Origin of the sequence: Oligoflexus sp., assembly GCF_035638955.1 — a bacterium.
In the GTDB taxonomy this organism is placed as follows: Bacteria; Bdellovibrionota_B; Oligoflexia; order Oligoflexales; family Oligoflexaceae; genus Oligoflexus.
In genome coordinates, this window is record NZ_DASQYZ010000407.1 from 1 (window position 1) to 17,228 (window position 17,228).

14 protein-coding genes are annotated in these 17,228 nt (G+C 54.2%); 7 read left to right on the forward strand and 7 right to left on the reverse strand.

Annotated features, from left to right (window positions below):
- The 4 genes from VE954_RS34810 to VE954_RS34825 form a co-directional block, all read right to left on the reverse strand.
- Nucleotides 1-1,802 (reverse strand): valine--tRNA ligase (locus tag VE954_RS34810; RefSeq protein WP_324961767.1); only part of this gene is annotated, 1,802 nt, incomplete at its 3' end.
- A gap of 150 nt (nt 1,803-1,952) precedes the next feature.
- On the reverse strand, nt 1,953-2,828 hold the full coding sequence (locus tag VE954_RS34815) for a matrixin family metalloprotease (protein ID WP_324961769.1): 876 nt from the start codon (nt 2,826-2,828) through the stop codon (nt 1,953-1,955).
- A gap of 111 nt (nt 2,829-2,939) precedes the next feature.
- Nucleotides 2,940-3,974, reverse strand: a complete 1,035-nt coding sequence (locus VE954_RS34820) for a LysM peptidoglycan-binding domain-containing protein (protein WP_324961771.1) — start codon at nt 3,972-3,974, stop codon at nt 2,940-2,942.
- Between the two features lie 139 nt (nt 3,975-4,113).
- Nucleotides 4,114-5,076, reverse strand: coding sequence for a hypothetical protein (locus VE954_RS34825; protein WP_324961773.1), 963 nt, complete (start codon nt 5,074-5,076; stop codon nt 4,114-4,116).
- An 82-nt stretch (nt 5,077-5,158) separates the two neighbouring features.
- Here VE954_RS34825 and VE954_RS34830 point away from each other — a divergent pair, with 82 nt between their 5' ends.
- From VE954_RS34830 to VE954_RS34860, 7 genes are all read left to right on the forward strand, one after another.
- Nucleotides 5,159-6,346, forward strand: a complete 1,188-nt coding sequence (locus tag VE954_RS34830; protein WP_324961775.1) for a phosphoglycerate kinase — start codon at nt 5,159-5,161, stop codon at nt 6,344-6,346.
- A gap of 12 nt (nt 6,347-6,358) precedes the next feature.
- Complete coding sequence (gene tpiA / locus VE954_RS34835) at nt 6,359-7,117, forward strand: triose-phosphate isomerase (RefSeq protein WP_324961777.1); 759 nt, start codon at nt 6,359-6,361, stop codon at nt 7,115-7,117.
- 132 nt (nt 7,118-7,249) lie between these two features.
- On the forward strand, nt 7,250-8,635 hold the full coding sequence (gene trmFO / locus VE954_RS34840) for a methylenetetrahydrofolate--tRNA-(uracil(54)-C(5))-methyltransferase (FADH(2)-oxidizing) TrmFO (protein WP_324961779.1): 1,386 nt from the start codon (nt 7,250-7,252) through the stop codon (nt 8,633-8,635).
- Complete coding sequence (gene asd, locus VE954_RS34845) at nt 8,616-9,464, forward strand: archaetidylserine decarboxylase (protein WP_324961781.1); 849 nt, start codon at nt 8,616-8,618, stop codon at nt 9,462-9,464. Before trmFO ends, asd begins: the two co-directional genes overlap by 20 nt.
- Before the next feature lie 71 nt (nt 9,465-9,535).
- The gene (locus tag VE954_RS34850; RefSeq protein ID WP_324961783.1) at nt 9,536-10,951 is read left to right on the forward strand and encodes a pyruvate kinase; all 1,416 of its coding nucleotides are present in this window, start codon (nt 9,536-9,538) and stop codon (nt 10,949-10,951) included.
- Nucleotides 10,951-11,547 (forward strand): hypothetical protein, encoded by a 597-nt coding sequence (locus VE954_RS34855; protein ID WP_324961785.1) that lies wholly within the window; start codon nt 10,951-10,953, stop codon nt 11,545-11,547. Before VE954_RS34850 ends, VE954_RS34855 begins: the two co-directional genes overlap by 1 nt.
- 185 nt (nt 11,548-11,732) lie before the next feature.
- Nucleotides 11,733-14,051, forward strand: coding sequence for a hypothetical protein (locus tag VE954_RS34860; RefSeq protein ID WP_324961787.1), 2,319 nt, complete (start codon nt 11,733-11,735; stop codon nt 14,049-14,051).
- On the opposite strand, the gene dapB is transcribed toward VE954_RS34860, so the two are convergent.
- The 3 genes from dapB to VE954_RS34875 form a co-directional block, all read right to left on the reverse strand.
- A complete protein-coding gene (dapB, locus tag VE954_RS34865; RefSeq protein ID WP_324961789.1) occupies nt 14,048-14,857 on the reverse strand; it encodes a 4-hydroxy-tetrahydrodipicolinate reductase in 810 nt (269 codons plus the stop codon). The genes VE954_RS34860 and dapB overlap by 4 nt on opposite strands.
- Nucleotides 14,854-15,768 (reverse strand): 4-hydroxy-tetrahydrodipicolinate synthase, encoded by a 915-nt coding sequence (dapA, locus tag VE954_RS34870; protein WP_324961791.1) that lies wholly within the window; start codon nt 15,766-15,768, stop codon nt 14,854-14,856. The genes dapB and dapA overlap by 4 nt, the downstream gene beginning before the upstream one ends.
- Before the next feature lie 3 nt (nt 15,769-15,771).
- On the reverse strand, nt 15,772-17,228 hold a 1,457-nt coding region (locus VE954_RS34875; protein ID WP_324961793.1), incomplete at its 5' end, for a hypothetical protein.

Sequence of the window (17,228 nt, forward strand, 5' to 3'; positions counted from 1 at the left end):
CTGGGCAATTTCTGCCCAGCATCCAAATGCCCGAATACCAGGCGCGCCGCGTTCCAAATCTTATTCACAAAGCGCGAACCGTTTTCAAAATCCTCGACATCCATCCGAACGCGACCGCCCAAAGGCGCAAGACTGATGGCAGTAAAGCGAACTGCATCGGCCCCATGCCGGTCGACGACTTCCAGCGGATCAATGCCATTCCCCAATGTTTTCGAGAATTTACGACCCTGCTTATCACAGACCGTGGCATTGAAATAAACATGTTTGAAGGGCAGGCGTTTTTTGAACTTCAAATTCACCATTGCCATGCGCGCGACCCAGAGAAAAATAATCTCCGGTGCCGTCACCAGCACATCGGTGGGATTGAAGTATTCCAGCTCCTCAGGACTGTCCCCCTCAGTGGGCCAACCAAAGGGACTCAAAGGCCACAGCCAGCTTGAGAACCATGTATCGAGCACGTCCTCATCCTGGAGAACCTTTTTCGAACCGCAGTGCGAACACTGGATCGGATCTTCCAGGCCGGTTGTCACCCCAGGACAGTCACTGCAATACCAGATCGGAATGCGATGACCCCACCAGAGCTGGCGCGAGATACACCAGTCCTGAATATTATCAAGCCAGTAGAGATAGGTCTTCTTCCAGCTCTCAGGATGAAACTGCAGTTCGCCCTGACGAGCGGCTTCCGCTGCAGGTTCAGCCAGCTGCTTCATGCTGACGAACCACTGCAGACTCAAACGCGGTTCGATAACGGTCTTACTGCGCTCCGAATGCGGAACAGTAGTTTTATAAGATTTTTCTTCATCAAAAAGGCCCAGGGCCTTCATCTGTTTGATGACTTCCTTGCGCGCCACAAAGCGATCCTGACCCTGAAACGGAGCCGGAGTATTCTCAGCCATTGTTCCCGTAGGCGTCATGACATTGATAAACGGCAGCTTATGCCTTTTACCAATTTCAAAGTCATTCGGATCGTGGGCTGGGGTGATTTTCACAGCGCCGGTTCCGAATTCGCTTTTCACATAATCATCGGCAATGATGGGAATCAAACGATTCACAAAAGGCAGGCGAACCTGCTTGCCAATCAGATGTTTGAAGCGCTCATCCTCGGGATTGACTGCAACGGCTGTATCACCCAACATCGTCTCCGGACGCGTCGTCGCGATCGGAATGAACTCATCCGTCCCGTCTATCGGGTAGCGGTAGAAATAAAGAATCCCCTGGATTTCCTTGCTCTCCACTTCATCATCTGAAATGGCAGTTTGCAGCACGGTATCCCAGTTGACGAGGCGCTCGCCGCGATAGATCAGACCTTCCTTGAACAGCTCGACGAAGACATAACGGACGGCATCCGACAGCTTGGGGTCCATAGTATAGGCCAGGCGATCCCAGTCACAGGAAAAACCCATGATTTTGAACTGGTCGAGGATCATGCCACCGTATTTTTCCTTCCAGTCGACCAATCTTTGGAAGAACTTCTCGCGGCCCATCGCGCGACGCGTGGTCCCTTCCTTTTCAAGATCTTTTTCCACCATCATCTGGGTGGCAATCCCCGCGTGATCGGTGCCAGGGAGCCAGCAGGCGTTGAAGCCTTTCATCCGTTTCCAGCGGATGAAAAGATCCTGAATCGAATAACCCAGCCCATGGCCCATATGCAGTTGTGAAGTCACATTGGGCGGCGGCATGAGAATGGTATAGGGCACTTTTTTGGAATCCACCGGCGCGCTGAAAAACTTGTTTTCCAGGCTGTGGCGATACCATTTCTGTTCATATTGCTTGTGGTCGTAGCTGGGTTCCAACTCTATCATGGAATGACACGCTCCTTATGGCACTGTCCCGCGCACTTCGCACCAATATAGGATGGAGCGAACCGGGCGTCGATGACTTTTTGGGAGCTCGGAAATGAAAAAACCGGGTCAAAGGACCCGGTTCAAGATTAGGAATACTGTGGTTATGGCTTAGTTCAGCTGCAGCTTCGGTGATTCCGACGCTTTGGTTTCAATCCAGGATTGAGCGGTCAGCGTAAGCTTGGACCAATCCGCGCTGTCCTGCTCTTTCAGCAGGCCATCGATGTCGCAGGCTTCGCCGGCGCAGCCGTAGATGGTCTGAATCCGTTCGATATCACCGCGGGAAATAGCCCGGGTCGCAAGGCCCTCGCCAATGAAAAGAGCGGGGTTCATGATCGAGAGCGTATCAACGTCTTCCGCAACATGCGTCAGACCCAGAAGGTGACCAAGTTCATGCAGGGCAAGGGACTGCATATCAACCACGTCCTTGTTGTCCTTGGTCTTCAGGGTCATGCTATCGCCGATCAGATAGTTCTGATTGTTGAAACGAATGTCCGCCTTGGCAATGATCGAAGCATCAAAACCATTGTTCCAGATCGTGGTGGCGAGCACCGAATCCGGTTTGCCGGTCTTGCTCCAGTTGTCATCAAGGTAATGTCCGTTCACATTGTCTTGCAGCGAGCTATAGAGGTCCTTGAACGAATCACCGGTCACTCCGCTATGATCACCTTCAAAGGCAAAGAGTTTTTTACCGACAGCCCATTCCCAGCGCTGCAGAGCCGCCATCAGATGAACCTTCTGCTGCTGGCTCATATCCTTGCCAAACTTAAACGGTATGAGAACGCCGTTCCAGCCTTTGGCCGCGTGGATGCCGTAGAGAGTCGATGTTTTATCAGTCGAATGCGGACTGGCCGTTTCGGTTTTTGTGGTATCGATATCCTCATGCACCGAAACTTTATACATCTGTGAACCACAGGCGACAAAGCTGGCGAATGTGAAGGCGATGCCACCAAACCCACCCAGGTACTTGCTGAGCATACTGGCCATATCTTAAACTCCTCGTGGTCCCAATCTTGTGTCTTACAACTTATCGAACCAGTTGAAAAAGACCTTGAGGATATACTTTAGCGTACGAACATTACGGGCTTATTCGACCTCTTAGTGAGCGGCCTTAAGTCCCTTACGATCGGAAAGAAGTCCGGCCATTTCCTGGGGTGCTATGTAGTCCAGGCTCTGGCCTTCAAAAATCTTGTTTGGTTCCGCGATGATGGATTCATTCCAGCGCCACAATAATTTCCAGAAGGCTGGATTCCCCATCTGACGTTCCGCGATCAAAGCCAGGGTGTCACCCTTTTGGACAACGGCCTTGGAGCGGGGCAGATTGCGATAGGCGGCTTCAAAGTCAGACGACGCGGAATCAGCGGGATAACGGAGCACATCACCAGGAAAGATGGGGGTATTGCTTTCCAGGCCGTTGGCAGAAGCCAGGTCGCTCCAGCGACGCGACGTTCCGAAGATGATCGATGAAATCTGACCCAGGGTATCACCTGGTTGCACGATATAGAAATTACCCGAGAGATTTTCCATGCCTTTGGAGCTGCGGGTTTTGCGAACCTTGTTTTTACGAGCTTTGGCAGGAGCTTCGTCAGATGCCATACCAGCGTCGGCGTTACCCATTTCAGCATCAGACGCGCTCACCATGGCATTCTGCTGGCGAGCCGAGGTGTCGACCACAGCGGGTGCGGGTGTGTCGCTTTCAGCCACGACTTGCGAAAGAGAAGGGAGAGCATCGGTCTGCGCCGCAGCGGCTTCAACATCGCTGACCGGCTGCGCAGATTTATTCTGCTGAGCCATTTGCTGATCACTGGCTTCATCCGGATTGCCTTCGGGCAGCTCGGGGCCTTTTTGCGCAGCCTGCTGCTCGCTATTGAGATCCTGAATGCTATTCGAACTGTTGCCGTCGATGGATTCACCGGCAGCTTCGGCAGCCTGCTGGGCTTCCACGGCCACCTGTTCGGGATCGGGGATTTCACTGTCAGCGGCTTCGTCTTTTTGGACTTCAACGATTTGATTGCCTGCATCCGCTGCAGCCAAACCGTCTTCCGTATCCCCGCTGTCGCTGGTGGTACAGTTCGAAGAAAGAATAAGAGCTGAAAAAGCGAGACCTGTATAGAAACGGCGAAGTGTTCTCACGAGCAAACTCCCTGTCTTGACGCAAGCTGCCAGAATCTTCGGTCATGACGCTGGCGACTTGAGAGGGGGCTGGCTAATGATTCGACACTATTGATCTTTTCTTTTCGAAAAGGACGGATGGGACCGGGCGATGGCGCGTTTAGCCGATATCATGGGCCAGGTCCGCAGCGATCTCTCTATAGTAGTCACGGGTATCGTTCGGCCCATGCAGAAGGCGAGGACTGGTGATGTTGATTTCCGAAATGAAGCTGCCAATGATATCAAAACCTACAAAATAAACCCCTTCGTCAGCCAGGGACTGGGCAACTTTTTCCACCGACGCGATCTCATCGGCGCGCGGTTGATACGATTCCAGTGTGGCTCCTGAGCGGGTATTAGCCAGGAAATTATCACCGTGCGGTTTTTTCAAGCACCAGCTGAGGGCTTTGCCGTTGACGCTGAACGCTCGCACTTCACCTTGAAAAATTCGCTGGTCAAAGGCTTGGAGCAGACGCAGATCCTGGCCGTTTTGCGTTTCTTCGCGCAGGATATGCAGCACCTGCTCCTCTTTTTGCTGGCTCAGATTGAGTCGCAAAACACCCCGGCCACCATACAGCGTCAAGGGTTTCAGCACCGCGTCCCCGTTGGCCGATTCCTTGATAAATTGCAGCAGCTGCTGCGGATCCGCTGAGACGTGGCCATCACGAATCGCTTCCGGAAATTTAAAAATACTGAGCTTTTCGTTCAGATTGCGCAGAGCCTTGGGAGAATTGTAAACCTTGACGCCGCGTGCGACGGCGGAATCCAGCAGCCAGGTGCTGGCGATGTAATTCATATCGTAAGGTGGGTCCTTGCGCATATGAATGGCCTGAAAAAAATCGAGGCGCAGACGCCTTGGGGGCGAGATGCGGAGCGAGTCGATGTTCCCATCCGGAAAGGCCAGTTCCTGGGCAAAGGCCGCCGCACAGGATTCGCGGCTCAGCCACTCTAATTGACCGGGCGTACATATGTAAGCAAGATGGCCAATGTTGCATAGGGCGCGGGCGACACGCAGGCTGGAGTCCAGCTTAAGGTTCAGATTTTCGATCGGGTCGATCACAAACAGGTGGTGGATCTTTGCCATGATGTCCTCTTTCTCTTGCAGAGTTTTCCCAGCCCGGTATGGTGCGAGAGTGTAACGCCTGACTCGAAGAAAGGAAAGCCCGATGGAATTCCGCAAACTCCAGGACCTCGAACTTACCAACAAAAAAGTCCTCGTGCGCCTCGATCTCAATGTCCCGATTAAAAAGGGCAAAATTACCGACGATACCCGCATCACATCGGCCTTGCCGACCCTGCGCTATATTCTGGAACGCACGAGCAAGATCGCACTCATGTCCCACCTCGGTCGTCCGGATGGGGAAGTGATGCCCGAGTATTCACTCGAACCGGTTGGTGTTCGCCTGGCGGAGCTGCTCGGTGTGGAAGTCGTCTTCGTGCGCGACTATACCGAAGAACCCGCCGAGCAGGTGCTGAACCAGCTCAACAAAAATCAGATCATTCTTTTTGAAAATCTCCGCTTTCATGCCGGTGAAACCAAGAACGACCCGGATTTCGCCCGCACGCTGGCCAATGGTTTTGATTGCTATGTGAACGATGCCTTCGGAACCCTGCACCGTGCGCATGCCAGTGTAGTGGCTGCGGCTGAACTGTTTCCCGGTGAAAAACGCGCGGCAGGACTGCTCGTCGATCGCGAGATCAGTGTGCTCTCCGGCCTTCAGAAAAAGCCGCAGGCACCCTTTACGGTCATCATGGGTGGTTCGAAAGTTTCGGACAAGATCGGTGTGGTGCTGAATCTTTTGAATCATGCGAATTATCTTCTGATCGGGGGAGCGATGGCCTATACGTTCCTTAAATATCAGGGCGTGGATGTCGGGGATTCCCGCGTGGAAACCGATAAAATGGATCTCGTGGCGTCGATCTATCGCAACGCGGAAGCGCGTAAAGTCGAAATCATCCTGCCCGAGGACCACGTGGCCGCCGCGAAATTTGATGCCGATGCGGAAGCCGTGGAAATCCCAGGTCGCACGATTCAAAGGGGCCTCATGGGCCTGGATATCGGACCACGGACCATCAAACGTTACACCGATATCATCGGTCTTTCCAAAACCGTCCTGTGGAACGGCCCCATGGGAGTCTTTGAGTTTGATAAGTTTGCCAAAGGTTCTTTGCGTGTGGCCGACGCCATGGCCCGGTGCTCAGGTTTTACAGTCATTGGCGGCGGTGATAGTGTGGCCGCAGCGAACAAAGCAGGTATAGCCGAGAAGATCGATCATATTTCAACCGGTGGCGGCGCGTCCCTCGAGTTCCTTGAAGGTCAGATCCTGCCAGGCGTTAAAGTACTTTTGAAATAAGAGGAAGCTATCATGCGCAAACCACTGATTGCCGGCAACTGGAAAATGAACCTTCTTTACTCGAAGGTGCCCGAGTATCTGCAAACGCTCAGTCGTGAAATCAACGCTAAAAGTCATCTGAAACGTGATCAGGTGGATGTGCTCCTGGCTGTGCCCGCACCCTTTTTGGGAATTGCCCGTGAATACGGTGAAAAAAATGGCATTCTGATCGCCTCGCAGACCGTTCACGAAAAAGCTGATGGCGCTTTCACAGGCGAACTCTCGATTCCCATGCTGAAAGATCTCGGCATTCGTTGGACGTTGATTGGTCACAGCGAAAGACGCCAGTACTACAATGAAACGGACGCCGCCGTTGCGCTCAAAACCAAAGCCTGCCTGGATCACGGCATCAATGCCATCGTCTGCGTGGGTGAAACACGCGCCGAGCGTGAAGGCAATCAGACGGAAACAGTCCTGAAGCGTCAGCTCGAAGCCGTGCTGCAACAAACCGGAAAGGCAGACAATTTTGTCATCGCGTATGAACCGGTTTGGGCCATTGGCACCGGTCTGACGGCCAGTGATGAACAGGCCCAGGCGGCCCATGCCTTTATCCGGACCGTCCTGCGCCAGAAGCTGGGCGGAGCGGCTGACGGCATGCGCATCCTTTATGGCGGCAGCGTGAAGTCGTCGAACATCAAAGGTCTTATGCAGCAACCCGACGTGGATGGAGCCCTGGTGGGTGGCGCCTCGCTTGACCCGGTCGAGTTTGCTCGTATTGTCGACTGCCAGTAAAGTCATCCTTCTCAGGACACGGACCCCGCTCGGGGTCGCGATCCGGGATGGAACGGCTCGTCTTGCTTCCTGCGATTTGGTATAAAGTTGGGCCAATGAAAAGGCTTAATCGACCCAAGCGCAGGAGCATCCATGAATAAGACACAAATACATATTGTCGGTGGTGGTCTGGCTGGCTGTGAAGCTGCCTGGCAGTGTCTGCGCGCGGGGCATGATGTTCGGCTCTATGAAATGCGACCGAAGAAAATGACGCCGGCGCATGCGACGGGTGACCTCGCGGAACTCGTGTGTTCAAATTCCTTGAAATCCATGCTGCCTGATACGGCTCCAGGCCTTTTGAAAAGCGAAATGCAGGCTTTGGATTCCCTTATTCTCAAAGCTGCGGCGCACACTGCGGTGCCGGCTGGTCAGGCTTTGGCGGTGGAACGCACGGTCTTTTCCCTGTTTATTCTGGAGTCATTGGAAAGTTTTCCTGGTTTTAAAAAAGTCGATGCCGAGGTCACGGAATTGCCACCCGTTGGGGATAACGAGGCCTGGATAGTGGCCTCAGGCCCACTCACCAGCCAGCCCTTGGTGGATCAGCTGCAGGGCCTTTGTCCCGATAGCCGCCGGCTGCATTTTTACGATGCGATCGCCCCGATTTTGGAAACGGAAAGCATCGACGAAAGCATCGTGTTTCGCGCCAGTCGCTACGATGATTCCGGTGACGGTGATTACTGGAACGTGCCCCTGAATAAGGATGAGTACGAAGCCTTTGTCGATGCCGTGATTGCGGCCGAAAAAATGCCTCTGCATGATTTTGAAGACGTGGCTTATTTTGAATCCTGTCTGCCGATCGAAGTCATGATTGAAAGGGGCCGTGAAACATTGCGCTTTGGCCCTATGAAACCCATGGGTCTGGTGGATCCGCGGACCGGTCATCGGCCCTGGGCTGCTGTGCAGCTGCGCATGGAAAACAAGGAAGGCACCATGGTTTCGATGGTGGGTTTCCAAACGAAAATGAAATGGCCCGAGCAAAAGCGAGTCTTCAGTCTTTTGCCTGGACTCAAGGATGTGGAATTTTTCCGCTTTGGTTCGGTGCATCGGAACAGTTATCTCAAAAGCCCGGATGTGCTGGATCGGGATTTATCGTTTCGCTCCGCACCCAGGATATTCCTGGCCGGACAGATCACCGGCGTCGAAGGTTACACAGAATCCGCGGCCATCGGGCTTTTGGCAGGACGTGCGGCCAGTGCCAAGGTTCAGGGTCAGCGATTTCTGATGCCTCCTGCGGGCACCATCATCGGCGCTCTTTATCAATATATTACGGAAGGCGGGCTCGGCGATTTTCAACCGATGAACGCCAATCTTGGCCTGCTTCCGAGTCTGCCGAAACAAAGAGGGATGGGCAAACCCCAGCGCAAGGCGTTACAGTGTGCAAGGTCGCGCGAAATTTTTGCCGCGTATGCGAACCAATTATCAGGTTCATCTCAGAATTATCAGCATGGAGGCGTTTGGAATGCGCAAGCAGGTCTTTAGTGGTTTGGGGCAAATTCTGCCTCTGAATATGATCAGTCTCGCTGCGGGTCGGGCCGCGCGCCTGAAACTGCCAGGGAGTCTGGGACAGCCTGTTTGCAGTGCGTTCGTGAAAGCGTTTGGCATCGATATGAGCGAGGCGGAACGACCTCTGGAAGACTACGCCACGATCGAGGATGTTTTCACCCGTAAATTGAAGCCCGGCGCACGACCAATTCAAGGTGAGCTGGTTTTCCCGTCGGACGGCATACTCAGCATGTCGGGACCTGCGAACGAAAACAGCGCAGTTCAGGCCAAGGGTCTCGATTATTCGCTCGCCGAATTGATGTTTGGTGATGATGTGCCGCCTGATCTTTATTTGGGCTATTTCGCCACGATTTATCTGGCGCCGCACAATTATCATCGGGTGCATAGTCCCATCAAAGGCGAGCTAAAAACTATTCGGTACTTCCCCGGTCAACTGTGGCCTGTGAACAAGCCCTCGGTGCGGTGGACCCCCAGCCTCTTTACTCGTAACGAAAGACTGGTGTTTGATATTGAAACACCGGACGGTTGTCTGTATCTGGCGATGGTCGGCGCGTTGAACGTGGGCCGCATCACTACGCCCTTTCTGACTGATTTCACCAGCAACGGCAGCCGGCAGCAGGCGCGGCAAGGGCCACAGACCTATGATCTGGACCGGACACACCGGATTGTACCCGGTCAAGAACTTGGCACGTTTATGCTGGGATCGACGGTCATTATTGCTTTTGACGAGGCATTGGCAAAGCGCTATCGTATGGACCAAGCCCTGTCCAGCCGACCTGTTCTATTGGGTGAACCCCTGAGATAACAGGAGAAATCGCCCCACAAAGCGGCGTCATCAGGGCCCCTGCACAATGTTTTCGAGGGAGTGGAAGAAGAATGCACAAACTGAGAAGAACCCATGTGGTCTGGTCTTTTGAAACCTCATGTTTAACGGATGCTTTGATTCGAACCATCGATCCGAATAAAGTCGATGCCATTCGTATTGTTTCCAAACACGGTGAGATGGATCAGGTTCTTCAGATCTGCCGTCGCATCAAGCGCGAAGTTCCGTTGGCCAAGGAAAAGCTCCCGCTCATGGTCGACCTTTATGATCGTCCCCGCGGTATCCTCATCGGGATCGAAGGTCAGAAGGAATTAAAATTCGGCGACGTTATCAAGATCAGCCCTGAAAAAGGCCAGGGTGATCTGATCATCCGCACCGAGGAGTGGTCGGATCTTTTTGCGGTCGATCATTCGGTTTATCTGGCCAATGGTATGGTCGTCTGCAAAACGCGGGATGTAAAATCCGATCATGCGGTTCTGGAAGTGGTGCAGGGCGGAATGATTTACAGCGATTGTGATGTGCAGGTTCCCGCCACTAAAAAACAGGTGAGGATCGATAACATTCCTGAAGATGCGTGGAAAGCTGCATCCGATCCCGATATTGATTTTTTGGTGCTGCCGTCGATTGAGGATGCGGCCGATCTGGAGAAGGTTAAACGCCGTCTCGAAGCTCAGCCGAATTCCCCTTGGCTGCTCCTCAAAGTGGCGACCAATGCCACCCTGAAAAATCTTGAAGAGCTGCTCCCCTTCGTGCACGGCGTGGTCGTGTCCCGTGTGGAGCTTTCCATGCGGATGGACCCGGCTTTGGTGCCGATGGTAACCAAGGAAGTGATCCAAAAGTGTAATGATTACGCCAAGATGTCGATCGTGGCCAGCGAAATGCTGGGATCGATGCGGCACAACGTGACGCCAACCCGAGCCGAAGTTTCGGATATCGCCAACGCGGTCTTCGATGGTGCGGACGCGGTGGTTTTGTCCGAGGAATTGGCCTACGGAAAGTTCGCTGAAAAAGGTGTGGCTCTCGCCATCAAGACGATCGAAGACGCCGAGTCGTCGACCGAAGGCCAGGGTCTGAACTGGGTCAAAAAACATCCCGAGATCACCACGGAAATCGAAGCCGTGACCTATGCGGCCTATCGTGCGGCTTATCGTAACCAGGCGAAGGGCATTGTTTGCATCACCAAGGTCGGTAATACCGCGCTTCACCTTTCGTCTTTCGGCGTGCAGACACCGATCATTGCCGTGACCCTGTCACAGGATGTGGTGCGCCGTCTGCGTTTGGTCCGTGGGGTGGTGGGCATCCTTTTGGATGAATCGCCTGACATCGAACAGGTCTTTCCGATTATCAATAGCCTGATGGTTCGCAAGACGTGGCTGACCGATGGGGACCGGTATGTGTTCGTCTCGGTTTCGCTTTCGTCACTCAGCAAGGAAGCCAGCAACCTCTTTACCGTGCAACAGATCCAGTGATGACGCCAAACCTGCAGTTTCTGGAAATTGAGCATAAGTTCGTCATCGAAGCGGACCTGGATATCAGGCCTCTGCTCGATGACCTGCATCAACGCCAACCGGAAAAATTCATTCAAACGGATGTGCAGGACACTTATTTTTTGGTGGAGACGCCGCCGCAGGCTGTCTATCGGCATCGCATCGATAGCTACCTGCAGCAGCTCACCGTGAAAAGCCTCGGCACGGATACAGAAGTGCGTTTGGAAGTGAACCTGGATCTGGACCGGACCAAGGGTAATCAGATCGAAGTCATTCGGGCCTTTCTGGCTCCACTCGGGGTCCTGTGGCAGGGAACCCTCCGCAAGGAGGTCCAGGCCTTTTACTTTGCCGATGTCGAGGTGGTGCACTACAAGGCTCATTACCTCGATCGCGTGATTGACTGTCTCGAAATTGAAGCCCGACAGGCTCCTTCGATCGAAGGGGCCCAGAAAATACTGGCGGACTGGGAAAAATTACTGGGCCTCGACCCGACGAAACGATCCCATGCGTCACTCCTGGAACTCCTGGTGGTGCCCACCTTGCCACAGGCTCTGCAGGAAAAGGTGCGTCGTCTGTAGATTTGGTAAAACCTGAAAAAATGCTTCTTTTCTTCTTTCTCAGCTTCTCCTAATAATGACCCGGTAAGATAAGGCCCGTGTGTCCTGGCCTTTTGCTATTATAAAGAGGTAGGTATGCCTTTAAGGCTGCCTCAGCTTCTGCCGATGAGCTTGTCTGAGGTCATCCGTGGAATCAGGAAAAAGCGATGCGAAGTGTTAAACAACCTGCTGCTGCCCTTCCCATGCTGGCCCTAACGGCCTTGCTGGCGATGCCTGCTTATGCTGCGGACGGTGAGTTCGCGGTTGGTCAGGATTTTCTGTCGGCTGAGCCATCACAGACTCGCTCCCTGCCGGGAACGGATCTGCATAACATCAAACACCTGCCGGCGAAAACGTTGAGCGAGTTGATTGCCGCGGCCCGTGGGCAGCTGCCATTGGATCGCAAGGCGGTCGCGCCGATGATTTTGAATCCGCAGAAACCCATGGTTTATGTGTCCGGTCCCAAGACCGGTGGGCAGCTCACACCGGTGGTTCTGCCTTATGACATGAAGGCCCGTGAACTCGAGGAAGAGGAAATCCTGCGCGAAGCCGAAGCGGCTTTGAAAATGGATCTTCCCTTGGATCCGGGTCCCCGACCATTGCCTATGGCAAAATCCACAGCGCCTGCCGTGGTGAAGAATCCTGTGCTGCAGGTGACCCGACCGGCCGCTCTTCCGGGCGCGACCCTGGAGCTGGTGGATGTGGGCCACGAACTGCGCATTTCACCCAAGACGCTCCAGATGTCCATGCAGGATGATGGCATCACGGTGGTGGATAAGAATCTGCGTGGCGCGCCTCAGATCTTTTTAAGAAATTCGAAAATCGTACGCTGGGATGCTGGTCGCAAGAAACTCGACGCGCGTGATACCGGTCGCACGGAACTTTATGTGACCTATCGCGATCAGCTCTATATTGTCCCGATCGAGGTCGTCGGTGGGGCGCATCGCGATCCGCTTTTAGCCCAGGGTCCGGTCTCTTTTCAAAAACTAACCAGCGTCATGCCCATGCTTGAGCAGCCTTATGCCAGTTATGGGGAAACGCCGGTGACTCCAGCCGAGGCGCCTCAGGCTCCTGTGGATGCTTCCGAACGATCGCGGCAGCCTTTGACTCTGGCGACATCGGTTGCCCAGGTTCAGGCCACCCGCGAAAAAGTCGCTGAGCAGCAGTCACGCTTTTTCTATCCGGATGCCAGCCCTGATTATCGGACTTTGGATATTCAGGTTCTTGATGAACGCTCTTCGCCGGAAAACGCAGAAATTTTCCCTGTGAGTAACGTCTCCGTGCGCATTCTCGGGACCCGTTTGAAAGCCAACACGACCGCTGACGGTCATGCCAAATTCGGTGAAATTCCCGAAGGCTCCCGCTTCTTTGTGGAAGTGCAGGACGAGAAAAACGGCCAGATCGTTCCGACGATCAGTGAAGTGGCTCTCGTTCGCAACGGTCGTGATCAGGTGCTGCGGACGCGCACCATGAATTACCGTAGCTATTCGAATTATCTGAATATCCTCGATCTCGCGCAGGATGCGAACAAAGCCTCGCTCTGTGCCCGGGTCATGTCTGACGATGGTCGCCAGCCTTTGCCCGGTTTTCAAGTCAGCATGAATGTTGAAGCCGACGGCCCATTCTATGTGAGCCAGCTCGGGTGGCCGCAGCCCGGTCAGCACGAAACGGATGCAGCCGGTCGCTTCTGTTTCTTCAATGTGAAACCCGGTCTGGTGGAACTCACCTTCGAAGGTGACGGAACGCGAACCGCTCTGTCGATGCCGGTCTTTGCTGGAGCGCATTCGGAAGAGGATTTACCGCTGACGCATAATGAGAACGGTCGTGTTTTCCTTGCTGCGATGCCGAGTGCGGTCGATCAAATCTATGAAGAAAGACAGGCGCTGGATCAGCCCATGCAGCCGATTGATTTTGTGGATATGATCACGGTCGGTGAAAATAGAATCATGACCCGCGTTGGTGATGCTGTCCTCGCTTATGAGGAAGGCACGAGCCTCTTTAAGGGTCGTCTCTATACGGTGGCTCAGGCTCCGGAATTTGAAACAGCACTTTATACCTTTGATCGTGACAAGCAGGTCCGTCGCAGCATTCCTGTGGCTCCTCTCCTGCAACGCGGTTATGTCCAGGACGTGTTCCACGAACTCGCGGTTCAGGACAATCAAGCTTCGATCGCCTTTGATCCCGCGCTTGGTTCCGTGATTGTCATGCATCGATTGGAAAGTGGAATGGGTGCGGTGAACGTGTCCCTGGTGGATAACCTGGGTCGGGTTCAAAACCAGGGCTGGGCCTTTGGTAATCCGGATCAGGGGGTAAGTCGGACGGTATTCTTCAACATGGATCCCGGCGTTTACTCGGTGGTGGTGGAAAGCCAGCAGGGCGCAATTCTGAGTCTGGATACCATTGCCGTGGATTTCTGGACGGCTTCAGTCGTTCAGACAGGAAGTACAGCCCACTACAATCTGCAGCCGGCCCGGCGCGAGGACTAAGCGCCTTTGGTCTGCAAAAGCTTCAGCATATCTTCAATACTGACATCTTCCAAACCATAGGCTCCTGGGCTGCGACTGATAATCCAGCCCGCCAGGAGCAATGCTCCTTGCGCAAAGAGCGTGCGGGACAATGCCCGATGGCTCACCACCAGCTCTTCATGGTCGCCCAGAAATCGGATCTCATGCTCACCAAAAACCGAACCGCCACGTAAGGACGCGACGCCCACTTCCTGCGGCTGACGTTGGCCGGTGCGGCCATAGATGGTTTTTTTATCCAGGACTTTGGCCACGCCTTCCGCCAAAAATTTGGCAGTTCCACTGGGTGCATCGATCTTGGCCCGATGATGCGATTCCACAACTTCGATATCGAAATTAAAATTATCCAGAACACCCGCCAGCTGCTGCGAAACTTTAAGAGTGAGCAGGACCCCAAGGCTGGTATTGGGGGCCAGGAGCAGGCGTAATCCACGCTCAGTGGCGAGACGTTTCCATTCCTGCCGCTGGTCTCGATCAAGTCCCGTGGTCCCGATCAGCACCGCTTTGTCGCGCACGCTGCTGTCCTGAAAAAACTTCAGAAGACTGGCATTACCCGCAGGCGCCGAAAAATCAATCAGCACATCCGTCCGATTGAGGCATTCCGGAAGGCGTTTCCAATCCGTATCCGCAACTCCGGATTCACGATCGACCAGCTCACCGATGCTGGTGCCGCCGACCAGATCCCACCGTTCGGAGGAGGCGATCAGAGTCTGTAATTCGAGGCCCATTTTACCAGAAAGGCCATTGATCCACACACGTTGGATACTCATGACAGCGCTCCCAGGTCCTGAAGCTTTTGTTTGCAGTGTTCAAAGCATTCGGTCAGGCGTTTGGCTGTGGCTGGCTGCACCGAGACGAGGGGCAGGCGCAGACTATCCTGAATGATGCCTTGCGAGGCCAGAATATATTTCGCGGGACCGGGATTGGACTCGATGAACAGACATTCGATCAAAGGAAAAATAGCCTGATGAATAGCCAGAGCTCCGCCTGTATCCCCGCGCCGGAATCGGCGGGTGAGCTGCACAAAGGCGCGCGGCAAGACGTTGGTGACAACCGAAATGACTCCCTGACCGCCCGCCGCAAGCGTGGGCAAAAAGGTGAAATCATCACCGCTCAGAAAGTCTGCCTGCGTTTGCGCGAGCGTGACAGCTTTGGAAAAAAGACAGAGATCCGCGCTCGCTTCCTTCACCGCCGTCACCTGGGGCAGAGAACAAATGTAAGCCAGGTCCTCGGGTGACAGCCGTTGTCCTGTCCGACTTGGAACGTGGTAAAGACAAAGCGGAATGCGGACGGCTTTGCCAATGGCTTCGTAATGCGCGTAAAGGCCCTCACGCGTGGGTTTATTATAGGGCGGGGTCACCACCAGCAGCGAGTCGACACCTGCGTCCTGGGCCAGCTTGGAAAGCTCAATGGACTGCCGCGTGTCGTTACCACCGGTCCCGGCCATGACTTTGATGGAAGCCGGAAGAAAGGCCCGCGCCCGACGGTATAGGGAAACTTTTTCATCCACGCTGAGGGTGGGTGATTCTCCGGTCGTCCCGGTGACGACAACACCATCAACTTCGGCCTGGGCCTGTAGATGCAGCAGCTTATCGAAGGCGCCCCAATCGATCTGTCCGTCCTTGGTGAAGGGGGTGACGATTGCCGTGTAGACGCCCGTGATGCGCGGTGCAGAGCCCATGCTTCATTTCTCCTGTGGTGCTGATGGTGTGGATGGAACGGGTTTTTCCGTACTTTTCTGGTTTGTGCGTTGCTCGGCATGGTAGGGGACCGAGGGACGCAGGTCAAGGACGTCTGAGCGCGGAGCAGTTTTAACTCCACATCCTGTCCACCAAAGACACAGAAAAGTCAGAACCAAACCACGACTTAAGTTTGTCTGGATGACATGCAGCAACTTGTCTTTGCGATGCAATACCACCTGTTTCTCCTGACTCAAGGATTGACCGATCCCCTTATCCATAGCGATTTTACGAAGGATCTGCAAGGACGCCTCGTCGAGTTGGGGATGAATTCGATTCAGCTCGGCACCAAGCAGTTGGTCGGGTGCAACCAGGTGTTGGCGGCAGTAGCGTTCGAGTGCTTCCATCGCAAGCTCAGCATCACTGCTGCTGACGGAACGGCTTAAAAGAGCGCTCAACAGCTGACGGCGCTCGGCCATGGGCCAGGCCCATTCCGCTGGAGGCTTCACGCGACTGGTACGCAGAATATCTTGAAAATGCTGTCTTATCTCATGAATGCCCGAACGCACCGCAAGCAGAGTTCCGAGCAGCCGATGCCGACGGTTTTCCATCTGAGGTAACGCGGAAGGCGCGTACAGCGGGGTTTTTTGCAGCCGGCCGACTTCGCCTTCCAAATCCTCCAGTATCATCTGCACGGCCTGGTCATGATCGTCGGTCTGACAGTTGTAACGAAACTGCATCAATGTGGCAGATAGAAGGGCAAATAGACTCTCCATTTCGACGTAAATCTGCCGAATAGAGGCCTGAAGCTTTTGATAAGGCAGGGCCTCAACTTCACCCAGGGCAAAGCCCAGATGGGTGGCCAGTCGCGTGTCGAGCCCGTCCAGATTCGTATCCAGAGAGGGCAGGGGATAATGCATCCGAAGCAAAAGTCCCTGACTCTGCAGCTGTCCGGCAATGCCGCCAATATGTGTGGCCACGTCCACCAGAAAAATGGAGAAGAGCGAGCGCCGTTCGATCGTTTCATTCTCCACGATCAGCATGGGTTGGTTGAACATCAGCTCAGCTTTTTTTACCAGGTCTTCGCTCAGATTCCAGAGCTCGGCGGACAGGTCCTCACAGGCCCGGCTGATGGTCCAGCGGAACAGCATGGTATCCAGCCCATCCGCCCCATAACGGGCCTGCAGGAGGGCAATCATTGTATTCTTCTGCTGCATCAGTTGCTGCAGAAGTGGTGGCTGCGCATCACCACGCTGTCTCTGATGGTCCTTGATGGTTTGCCGCAGGCTGTCGGCATCACGATCGGTCGCGAGGCCGATATCCACCAGGGACGCGGCGCAGGCGGATAAAAAGGGCAGTGTATAGGATAAATCAAGACGTTGCAGGGCTGGCCATTCGCTGTGATGCATAGGCTTTCTCCGCTCGTGTGGGCGCATCAGGGATGCAGGCTGGAACTTTTTCA